Origin of the sequence: uncultured Methylibium sp. (assembly GCF_902826655.1) — a bacterium.
Taxonomy (GTDB): domain Bacteria; phylum Pseudomonadota; class Gammaproteobacteria; order Burkholderiales; family Burkholderiaceae_C; genus Methylibium.
Window position 1 is genome coordinate 6,151 of record NZ_CADEFR010000070.1, and the last position, 9,064, is coordinate 15,214.

Sequence of the window (9,064 nt, forward strand, 5' to 3'; positions counted from 1 at the left end):
CGCCTGCCGTCCGGTGCGCGGGCCACGGCCTGGGCCTGGCGGCTGGCCGGCGCGGCGCTGGCCGCGGCGGCGGGCTTCGCGCTGGGACACGGCTTGTGGGAGCGGGTCGCGCTCTACTGCGCCGCGCCGTGAGCCGCACTCGCTGTCGCAGAATGCCGGCGTGAGCGCCCCGCACATCGCCATCGTCGACGACGAGCCCGACATCACCCGGCTGCTGGCCAACTACCTCGCGAGCCAGGGCCTGCGCACCAGCCAGCTGCACAGCGGCCGCGCGCTGATGGCGCTGATGGCCAGCGACGCGCCCGACCTGGTGCTGCTGGACCTGGGCCTGCCCGGCGAGGACGGCTTCGTCATCGCGCGCCAGCTGCGCGAGCACTGGCGCTGCGGCCTGGTCATCGTCACCGGTCGCGGCGACGCGGTCGACAAGATCGTCGGCCTGGAGATCGGCGCCGACGACTACGTGACCAAGCCCTTCGACCTGCGCGAGCTGCTGGCGCGCATCAAGGCCGTGCTGCGGCGTCTGGCGCCGGCCGAGGCAACGCCGCCGGCCGGACCGCCCGCCGCGCCGCGCGAGCGCCTGTGCTTCGACGGCTGGACGCTCGACATCGCCGCGCGCCGCCTGACCGCGGCCGACGGCCGCGAGGCCGCGCTGACGAGCGGCGAGTTCGACCTGCTGTGCGTGTTCGCACGGCATCCGGGCCGCGTGCTGTCGCGCGACTTCCTGCTCGAGCACACGCGCGGCCGCGAGGCCGCGCCCTTCGATCGCACGGTCGACGTGCAGGTCGGCCGGCTGCGCCGCAAGCTCGAGGCCGACGCCGAGGTGCCGCAGCTCATCAAGTCGGTGCGCGGCGCCGGCTACGTGCTGGTGCCGCCGGTCTCGGCGGGCTGAAGCGGCGGCGGCGATGCGCGACCTCGCCGCGGTGCACCGGGCGCTGTTCGTCGCCTACCCCGACGCGCTGCTGCTGGCCGACACCGCCGGCCGCATCGTGCTGGCCAACCCGGCGGCCGAGCGCATGCTGGGCTACGGCGCCGGCGAGCTGGACGGCACGCCGGTCGAGTCGCTGGTGCCGGCGGCGATCCGCCCGCGCCATGCCGCCTACCGCCAGGCCTACGAGCGCAAGCCGCAGCCGCGGCCGATGGGCACGCAGACCGAGCTGGTGGCGCTCAAGCGCGACGGCAGCGAGGTGATGGTCGAGATCGCGCTCAGCCCGCTGCAGATCGACGGCACCCAATACGTCGTGGCAGCGGTGCGCGACATCGAGGCCTACCCGCGCATGCGCCAGGCGCTGCAGCGCGCGCGCTACAGCGAGTTCGTCGCGCAGATGGGCCGGCTGGCGGTCGACGCGCGCGACCCGCAGCTGCTGCTGCAGCAGGTGCCCGCGGTCGCGGCCGATGCGCTGCAGGTCGATGCGGCGGTGGTGTTCCTGCTGGAGCCCAATCGCCTGGAGTTCCGCATCGCCGGCGGCGTGGGCCTGCTCGACGACGAGGGCCCGGCGCAGCGCATCCCCAACCGGCCCGACACGCCGCCCGGCTACGTGCTGCGCGAGGGCCGCCCGGTGACCGTGACCGACTTCCGCGGCGAGACGCGCTTCGCGGTGCCGGCCAGCTACCTGGGCCAGGGCCTGGTGAGCGCGCTGGCAGTGCCGCTGGCCGACCGCGGCCAGACCATCGGTGCGCTGATGGTGCGCTCGCGCCAGGCGTCGCGCTTCGGGCCCGACGAGCTGCATTTCCTGGAGTCGCTGTCCAACCTGCTGTCGGCCAGCCTGCAGCGGGCCCAGGGCGAGGAGGCGCTGCAGCACTCGCAGCGGCTCGAGAGCGTCGGCCAGCTGACCGGCGGCATCGCACACGACTTCAACAACCTGCTGACCGTGATCCAGGGCAACCTGCAGGTGCTGGAGGACCACCCGGCTCTGGCCGGCGACGACGGCGCGCGCGACATGGTGGCCGCGGCGATGCGCGCCAGCCGCCGCGGCGCCGAGCTGACCGGCAAGCTGCTGGCGTTCTCGCGGCGGCAACTGCTGAGCCCGTCCGAGGTCGACGTCGGCGAGCTGCTCGAGTCCCTGGCCGGCATGCTGCGACGCACGCTGGACCAGCGCATCCGCATCCGCGTCGACGCGGCCGAGCGGCTGCGCTGCCGCGCCGACCCCGGGCAGCTGGAGTCGGCGCTGCTCAACATCGCGATCAACTCGCGCGACGCGATGCCGGCCGGCGGGCACCTGGACTTCCACGCCCGCGCCTGCGCCGCACTGCCGGCCGAGGTGGCGACCGAGCTCGGCGAGCGCGCCGCGCACGAGCGCTACGCCGAGATCGCGATCGTCGACAGTGGCGACGGCATGAGCGAGACGGTGCGCGAGCGCGTCTTCGAGCCCTTCTTCACCACCAAGGAGCTGGGCCGCGGCACCGGCCTGGGCCTGAGCACGGTCTACGGCTTCGTCAAGCAGTCGCAGGGCGCGGTGCGGCTGCGCTCGTCGCCCGGGGCCGGCACCGAGGTGACGATCTACCTGCCGCGCGCCGATGCGGCCGGCCCGGCCGCCGCCGACGGGCCGCAGACGGCCGCCTTGCCGCCCGGCCTGCCGGTGCTGCTGGTCGAGGACGAGGACGAGGTGCGCGCCGTCGTGAAACGCTTCCTCGTCGCGCTGGGCTGCCGCGTCGTCGAGTGCGCCAGCGGCGAGGAGGCGCTGGCGAAGCTGGACGCCGGCGCCGAGTGCCGCCTGCTGCTGACCGACATCGCGCTCGGCGCCGGCCTGCGCGGCACCGAGCTGGCGCGCCGCGTCGCCGAGCGCCTGCCGCAGGCCGCGGTGCTGCTGATGTCGGGCTACGCCGCCGAGCTGCTGCACGGCGAGGGCGGCGGCGCGCTGCCCTGGGATCTGCTGCGCAAGCCCTACGAGCGCGAGGCGCTGGCGCGCGCCATCGTGCGCGCGCTGGACGCGCGTTGAACGGCCGTGCGGGCGCCGGGCCCGCGCCAGCGACTCAGTGCACCGCCGCGGCGGCCACGCTGCGCTCGACGAAGGCGCTGAGCGCCGACACGTCGGGGATGCGCAGGTCGCGGCGGCCGCGCTCGGCGAAGTCGATCACCTTGTCGCGCGCCAGGCGCGACAGCGCGCGGCTCACCGTCTCGAGCTTCATGCCAAGGTAGTTGCCGATCTCGGCGCGCGTCATGCGCAGCGTGATCTGGTCGGAGCGCAGGCCGCGCTGCTCCAGCGCGTCGGCCCAGCCGCGCAGGAAGTCGGCGACGCGCGCGTCGGCCGGCAGCGTGCACAGCGCCAGCATCGCATCGCGGTCGCGGGCCAGCTCGCGGCTCATCGCGGCGTGCACCGCCGCCAGCAGCGCCGGCGAGCGGCCGCACTGCTGCAGCAGCGCGTCGTAGCGGATCGCCCAGACCTCGCCGGTGTCCATGGCGACCGCGTCGCAGCCGTAGCGGCCGTCGGCGATGCCGTCGAAGCCCAGCCAGTCGCCCTTGAAGTGCAGGCCGATCAGCTTGTCGCGGCCGTCGGCGGCGCCGTTGATCGTCTTGAAGAAGCCGGCATGCACCACGTACAGGTGCTCGAGCGCGTCGCCCGCCGCGTAGATGGACTCGCCGGCATGCACCACGCGGCGCAGGATGGGCAGCTGTTCCTGCAGCAGCGCGAGCAGCTGGCCGATGCGCTGGGACGGGGTGACGGCGGTGTCGACGGTGATGGCCATGCAGGGCTCCGTGAGGAAAGGGTGGGGGCGGTGCTTCGATGCCCTCAGGCTAGGGCCCGCATGGCAATGGCCGACGACGGCCGGCCGACGCTCGGTAACGCCGGGTGAACCGACGGTGACGGGCGTGTGAACCGGTCCGGGCTGGCCGCCGCCGGCCGCTTGCGCGTGATCAAGCCGCAGGCGGCCGGGCCGGGCTAAGCTGCGGGGGTCACCGTTCCCATCCCGCAAGGAGGTCGCCATGAAGAAAAAGGTCCTGCTCGCCGTCGACGGCAGCGACTACACCAAGCGCATGCTCGCCTTCCTGGCGGCCCACGACGACCTGCTGGCCGGCGAGGTGCACTACGCCGCGCTGACCGTGATCCCGCGCATCCCGCCGCACGCGGCGCGCTTCTTCTCCGAGGCCGACCTCGCGACCTACTACGCCGACGAGGCCGGCAAGGTGCTGGCGCCCGTGCAGGCCTTCATGCAGCAGAAGGGCTGGGCCTTCGAGGTCAAGCACCGCTGCGGCCACGCCGGCGACGAGGTCGCGGCCGAGGCCGACGGCGGCAAGTACGACCTGGTCGTGCTGGGCTCGCACGGCCACGGCGCCGTCGGCAGCCTGGTGCTGGGCTCGGTGGCCGCGCGCGTGCTGGCCAAGTGCGGCGTGCCGGTGCTGCTGGTGCGCTGAGCGGCGCCGCCGCCGCGCGCGCCGCGGCTCACTTCACCGTGTAGCCGCGGCCTTCCATGCAGGCCAGCGTGGCGCGGTGGAACACATCCGCGCGCGCGATCGCGCCCGGCTGCGTCAGCGCCCAGCGATTGCAGTCCTGGCGGTCGGCCTCGATCTGCTCGACGCTCTGGCCGTTGCGCGGATAGAAGATCGGGTCGGGCGGGCCCTTGGGCGGCGCCGGGTCCAGCGGCGGGTCGGCATAGCCCCCCGGCGGCGGTTGCACGACCACGTAGCCCGGCGGGTAGACCCAGGGCGAGCCGTAGTAGTAGTAGCCCGGCGCGCCGATGCCGATGCCGACCCCGCCCCAGCCGCGCCGCGGACCCCAGTAGCCGTAGCCGCGCGCGTACGGCACCGGGTAGTAGCCGCCGATCTGCACGCTGACGCCGCCGCCGCCGCGGCGGTGCGCGTCGGCGGGGGTGGCGATGGCCAGCAGGGCGGCGGCCGCGGCGACGAGGGTGACCAGGCGCGTGGACAGGCGGGTCGGGCAGCGGTTCATGGTGAAGCCTCCGCAAGTACGTCTGGACAATTCTGCGCCGGCGGTCGGTTCGCAGCACCGGCGCTCGCCTGGCTTTACACGACGCGTGGTGCGCTGGCCCCGACCGACCGCCGCTCAATCCAGCGTCTGGATCGCCCTGCGCAGCCCCGGCAGCAGGCGCGCCTTCTGATCGGCGTCCGGCCCTTCCTGCACGGCGACATAGAAGGCCTGCAGGAAGGCGCCGAGGTTGTGGCGCTGGGCCAGGGTCGTCTGCGTGAAGGGCGGGCCCTTCTGGCGTCGCGCGGCGAGGGCGTCGAACCAGGCGTCCCACTCGGCGGCCGTCCACCCGCCGCGGCGGGCCAGGTAGAAGGCCGGCGCCATCAGACGCTCCGGCTCGCCGTAGCGGTAGGCGTGCTCGCCGGCCGGCAGTACCTGCAGCGCGATGGCCGCGAGCATCGCCTCGCCCTGGGCGCGCTGCAGCTGCGGGTGGAGCGACAGCTGCAGCATCAGGTCGGCGCCGTGCGCCACGCCGTGGCGCCAGCCGTCGCGCGCGTCGAAGCCGCGGTAGTCGCGCACGCCGGCCAGGTAACGCGTGCCCTGGTCGACGAGCTCGGCGCGCTGGGCGTCGGTGAGGAAGGGCTGCAGCCGGTCGACGCGCGCCACCTCGGCCAGCGTCAGCGCCGCGAAGGGCTGGCCAAGGCCCGCGGCGTCGGCCGGCGCGGCCAGCATCGCCAGCAGCCGCGTGCGGATCGCGTGCAGCACGGGTGGCGCGAGCTGCTTGCCGCGCATCCAGGCGGACAAGGCCTCGAAGGCGATCTGGTCGCGAAGCTGCGGGTCGGGGTCGGCCAGGCAGTCGACCAGACCCTGCGCCAGCGCGTCGCGCGCGGCCTCCGCGCCGTCGCCTGGCAGGCGCCACTGCGCGGCTTTCAGTGTCTGCAGCGAGTCGCGCGTCTGGCCGGCGGGCGGGCAGGCAGCCCGGGCGAGGCCTGCGGCGCAGGCGCATAGCAAGGCGAGCGCGACGATGCGTTGAGCAATGGGCACGGCGTCAGGACCTCCGCCGCGCAGTGTCGCCCAGCCGCGCTGCCTACACTGCGCGGATGCACATCGCCTCCCTTCGCCAGCGCCTGCGCGAGCTGGGCGCCCGGCCCGGCCACGAGCAGAGCGTGCTGCGGCACTGGGCCTGCGCCCTGCCGCAGCTGCCGCGCGGCCCGCGCGAAGACGTGCTGCCGCAGGCCCTGCAAGCCGCGCTGCCAGCGGTCGAGGCCGAGCTGGCCGCGCTGGCGCGCCTGCACTCCGAGCACCCGGCCGAGGACGGTGCGTCGCGCCTGCTGGTGGCGCTGGCCGACGGCCAGACGGTCGAGTCGGTGCTGCTGCCGCGCGACGGGCTGTGCGTGTCGACCCAGGTCGGCTGCGCGGTCGGCTGCGTGTTCTGCATGACCGGGCAGGGCGGCCTGCTGCGCCAGCTGGGCAGCGCCGAGATCGTGGCCCAGGTGGCGCTGGCGCGCCGCCGGCGCGCGGTGAAGAAGGTGGTCTTCATGGGCATGGGCGAGCCGGCCCACAACCTGGACGCGGTGCTGGACGCGATCGAGCTGCTGGGCACGGCCGGCGGCATCGGCCACAAGAACCTGGTGTTCTCGACGGTCGGCGATGAGCGCGTGTTCGAGCGCTTGCCGCTGGGGACCGTGAAGCCCGCGCTGGCCTTGTCGCTGCACTCCACGCGCCCCGCGCTGCGCGAGCAGCTGCTGCCGCGCGCGCCGCGCATCAGCCCGGACGAGCTGATGGAACAGGGCGAGCGCTACGCCCGCGCCACCGGCTACCCGGTGCAGGTGCAGTGGACGCTGATCGAGGGCGTGAACGACGGCGAGGACGAGCTGGACGGCATCGTCCGCCTGCTGGCCGGCAAGCGCGCGGTGATGAACCTGATCCCGTACAACGCCGTGCCCGACCTGCCCTTCCGCCGACCCGCCTGGGAGCGCGCCGCCGCAATGGCCCGCGCGCTGCACCGCCGCGGCGTGCTCACCAAGCTGCGCCGGTCGGCCGGGCAGGACGTGGATGCCGGCTGCGGGCAGCTGCGGGCACGGCGCGCGCCTGCGGTGGCCGAGCAGCGGATCGCGATCCGGCTTGCCCCGGCCGATCTGGGGACAAGCCTGTGAGCAAGCAGGGGATGGGCTGAGGACAGCCGGTGGGTAGCCGCTGGCTCAGCCCTCGGGCCGCGTCTTCAGCGCCTCGAACCGGTCCACCGCCTCCTTGCGCAACTGCTTGCGCAGCGCGGCGTCGGCGTGGCGGCGCTTCTCGTCGGGCGTGGTGGGCACCCAGGGCGGCACGGCGACCGGCCGGCGCGCGTCGTCCAGCGCCACCATCGTGAAGAAGCAGCTCACGACGTGACGGCTCTGCTGGCTGCGGATGTTCTCGGCCAGCACCTTGATGCCGACCTCCATCGACGAGCTGCCGGTGTGGTTGACGCTGGCGAGGAAGTTGACCAGCTCGCCCACGTGCACCGGCTCGCGGAACATCACGTAGTCCAGGCTCACCGTCACCACGTAGCTGGCCGCGTAGCGGCTGGCGCAGGCATAGGCCACCTGGTCCAGCAGCTTGAGCAACGTGCCGCCATGCACATTGCCGGCGAAGTTGGCCATGTCCGGCGTGGTGAGCACGGTCATGGCGAGACGGTTGGTGGGGGTGGCGGTCGTCATGGGCTGAGTTTGCAGAATACCGGCATGCGCCGGCGCAGTTATCACCACCATGTCTATATCGTCGAGCTGGACGACCGCGTCTGGAACGAGCCGCGCTTTCGCAAGGCCAACCCCGACTACCGCCACGCCAAGCCCTGCGTCTACGTCGGCATGACCGGGCTGGACCCGGACCTGCGCTTCGACAAGCACAAGGCCGGCATCCAGGCGAACCGCTTCGTCTTCGACTACGGCCTGCGCCTGCTGCCCGCGCTGTACGAGGTCTACAACCCGATGCCCTACGAAGCAGCGCGGGAGATGGAGGTGGAGCTGGCGATCGGGTTGCGAGAGGCGGGGTATGGGGTGTGGCAGGGGTAAGCGCGGGGTCTCTGCGGCTAGCGCGCGGTCAACGCGCACCGGGCGAACTCCGTCCCGGCAGCACTACTTCGGATGCGCCACGAAAGTCGCAGCTGACAGCCGACACGTGGTCGCAATCGCACCGGGCAGCGTGTACAAGCGTGGCGACTCGCGGAAGGCGAACAGCCGGTACACCTGATAGCGCGCTGCGAGCCTCTCCGACACAGCCACTTCGTTGCGAGTGCAGAAGAACGGCGTCTCTCCGCCGTACTTGGTCGTCTTCACTTCGATCAGCCGCTCGGCGCCGTTCTCCTCGAACGACAAGACGTCGTAGCCCTCGTGATCGCCGCGCACCTTCGATGTGTGCTCGATCTTGGCGGCGAGAGACTCGCGGCCGGCTCGGATCAGTCGTGCTTTCTCGTACTCGAGGATGAAGGCCTCGCCCGCGGCACCCAAGGATCGATTCCGCGCTTCTCGCTCGATGTAGTTCGTCGTGAGTCGGAGCGATAGAGGCGATGGCTCCGAAACGATGCTCGGCCCAGCCTTCGGCATCGGACGTTCGGTGAGCGCCGCCAGGATGTCATCAACCTCCGGCATCACCATCGGCCTGTCCGCATCGGCTGCGGCAATCTCCAGCAGAGCTGGCGCTAGATGCAGCTTTGTCGAAACGACCTCAGCCACGAGTGCCTGATAGTTCGATCTTGGCTTGTAGCCGCTGATATACGGGAAGCCGGCCTCCAGGAGCGCCGCACTGATGTTCGCGTGCTTGTACTCGACCGACTGGTCCGACCGATCAGACAGAGCAGACTTCAGAGCGCGCCTGTGGGCAGCCTTGCTGTAGGGTGTCCCTGCAAGCTCCGACCCGAGCATCGACAGGTAATCGTCGACGATCGCTTCAACCTCCGATCGGCTCCAGTCGTTGCCGCTCATGGGGTCGCGAAAGGTGGCTTGGCTCGACGCGCACTAAACGTCGATGTTTGCTGCCCTCAGGGCATTCGTCTCGATGAAGTCCCGCCTCGGCTCCACCTCGTCGCCCATCAACATCGTGAACACACGGTCGGCCTCGATCGCGTCGTCGATCTGTACGCGCAGCAGGCGGCGCACGGTGGGGTCCATCGTGGTCTCCCACAGCTGCTCGGGGTTCATCTCGCCCAGGCCCTTGTAGCGCTGGCG

10 protein-coding genes and 2 pseudogenes (1 of these 12 cut by a window edge) are annotated in these 9,064 nt (G+C 72.6%); 6 read left to right on the plus strand and 6 right to left on the minus strand.

Translation table 11 applies throughout. The annotated features are described in order from the left end of the window. From QZV97_RS18160 to QZV97_RS18170, 3 genes and pseudogenes are all read left to right on the plus strand, one after another. A pseudogene (locus QZV97_RS18160) lies at positions 1 to 132 on the plus strand (sulfite exporter TauE/SafE family protein); it begins 543 nt to the left of the window's first position. Between the two features lie 28 nt (positions 133 to 160). Further along, positions 161 to 889, plus strand: coding sequence for a response regulator transcription factor (locus QZV97_RS18165; RefSeq protein ID WP_295645855.1), 729 nt, complete (start codon positions 161 to 163; stop codon positions 887 to 889). Between the two features lie 13 nt (positions 890 to 902). After that, positions 903 to 2,936, plus strand: a complete 2,034-nt coding sequence (locus QZV97_RS18170; protein ID WP_295645859.1) for a PAS domain S-box protein — start codon at positions 903 to 905, stop codon at positions 2,934 to 2,936. Positions 2,937 to 2,970: 34 nt separating this feature from the next. Here the strand turns inward: QZV97_RS18170 and QZV97_RS18175 are convergent, their stop codons facing one another. Beyond that, positions 2,971 to 3,684 (minus strand): Crp/Fnr family transcriptional regulator, encoded by a 714-nt coding sequence (locus QZV97_RS18175; RefSeq protein ID WP_295645862.1) that lies wholly within the window; start codon positions 3,682 to 3,684, stop codon positions 2,971 to 2,973. A 238-nt stretch (positions 3,685 to 3,922) separates the two neighbouring features. On the opposite strand from QZV97_RS18175, the gene QZV97_RS18180 reads away from it, so the two are divergent. Beyond that, on the plus strand, positions 3,923 to 4,351 hold the full coding sequence (locus QZV97_RS18180; RefSeq protein ID WP_295645865.1) for a universal stress protein: 429 nt from the start codon (positions 3,923 to 3,925) through the stop codon (positions 4,349 to 4,351). A 28-nt stretch (positions 4,352 to 4,379) separates the two neighbouring features. Here the strand turns inward: QZV97_RS18180 and QZV97_RS18185 are convergent, their stop codons facing one another. Together QZV97_RS18185 and QZV97_RS18190 are read right to left on the minus strand one after the other, a co-directional pair. Further along, positions 4,380 to 4,886 (minus strand): hypothetical protein, encoded by a 507-nt coding sequence (locus tag QZV97_RS18185; protein WP_295645868.1) that lies wholly within the window; start codon positions 4,884 to 4,886, stop codon positions 4,380 to 4,382. A 114-nt stretch (positions 4,887 to 5,000) separates the two neighbouring features. Continuing rightward, complete coding sequence (locus QZV97_RS18190; RefSeq protein ID WP_295645871.1) at positions 5,001 to 5,906, minus strand: DUF2785 domain-containing protein; 906 nt, start codon at positions 5,904 to 5,906, stop codon at positions 5,001 to 5,003. A 56-nt stretch (positions 5,907 to 5,962) separates the two neighbouring features. Between QZV97_RS18190 and QZV97_RS18195 the strand changes: the two genes are divergently transcribed. Further along, positions 5,963 to 7,018 (plus strand): RNA methyltransferase, encoded by a 1,056-nt coding sequence (locus tag QZV97_RS18195; RefSeq protein ID WP_295645873.1) that lies wholly within the window; start codon positions 5,963 to 5,965, stop codon positions 7,016 to 7,018. A gap of 45 nt (positions 7,019 to 7,063) precedes the next feature. Here QZV97_RS18195 and QZV97_RS18200 read toward each other — a convergent pair whose 3' ends face one another. Continuing rightward, on the minus strand, positions 7,064 to 7,558 hold the full coding sequence (locus tag QZV97_RS18200) for an acyl-CoA thioesterase (RefSeq protein ID WP_295645876.1): 495 nt from the start codon (positions 7,556 to 7,558) through the stop codon (positions 7,064 to 7,066). Positions 7,559 to 7,582: 24 nt separating this feature from the next. Here QZV97_RS18200 and QZV97_RS18205 point away from each other — a divergent pair, with 24 nt between their 5' ends. Continuing rightward, positions 7,583 to 7,912 (plus strand): hypothetical protein, encoded by a 330-nt coding sequence (locus tag QZV97_RS18205; protein WP_295645879.1) that lies wholly within the window; start codon positions 7,583 to 7,585, stop codon positions 7,910 to 7,912. 63 nt (positions 7,913 to 7,975) lie between these two features. Here the strand turns inward: QZV97_RS18205 and QZV97_RS18210 are convergent, their stop codons facing one another. Together QZV97_RS18210 and QZV97_RS18215 are read right to left on the minus strand one after the other, a co-directional pair. Further along, positions 7,976 to 8,821, minus strand: a complete 846-nt coding sequence (locus tag QZV97_RS18210; RefSeq protein ID WP_295645882.1) for a DUF3883 domain-containing protein — start codon at positions 8,819 to 8,821, stop codon at positions 7,976 to 7,978. Between the two features lie 33 nt (positions 8,822 to 8,854). Then, positions 8,855 to 9,064: pseudogene (locus QZV97_RS18215) on the minus strand (hypothetical protein); the annotation flags it as partial.

Bases quoted from the DNA above. Each gene is read 5' to 3' on its own strand.
- QZV97_RS18195 (WP_295645873.1), top strand. From the start codon at position 5,963: ATGCACATCGCCTCCCTTCGCCAGCGCCTGCGCGAGCTGGGCGCCCGG.
- QZV97_RS18200 (WP_295645876.1), bottom strand. From the start codon at position 7,558: ATGACGACCGCCACCCCCACCAACCGTCTCGCCATGACCGTGCTCACC.
- QZV97_RS18175 (WP_295645862.1), bottom strand. From the start codon at position 3,684: ATGGCCATCACCGTCGACACCGCCGTCACCCCGTCCCAGCGCATCGGC.
- QZV97_RS18185 (WP_295645868.1), bottom strand. From the start codon at position 4,886: ATGAACCGCTGCCCGACCCGCCTGTCCACGCGCCTGGTCACCCTCGTC.
- QZV97_RS18180 (WP_295645865.1), top strand. From the start codon at position 3,923: ATGAAGAAAAAGGTCCTGCTCGCCGTCGACGGCAGCGACTACACCAAG.
- QZV97_RS18210 (WP_295645882.1), bottom strand. From the start codon at position 8,821: ATGAGCGGCAACGACTGGAGCCGATCGGAGGTTGAAGCGATCGTCGAC.
- QZV97_RS18205 (WP_295645879.1), top strand. From the start codon at position 7,583: ATGCGCCGGCGCAGTTATCACCACCATGTCTATATCGTCGAGCTGGAC.
- QZV97_RS18170 (WP_295645859.1), top strand. From the start codon at position 903: ATGCGCGACCTCGCCGCGGTGCACCGGGCGCTGTTCGTCGCCTACCCC.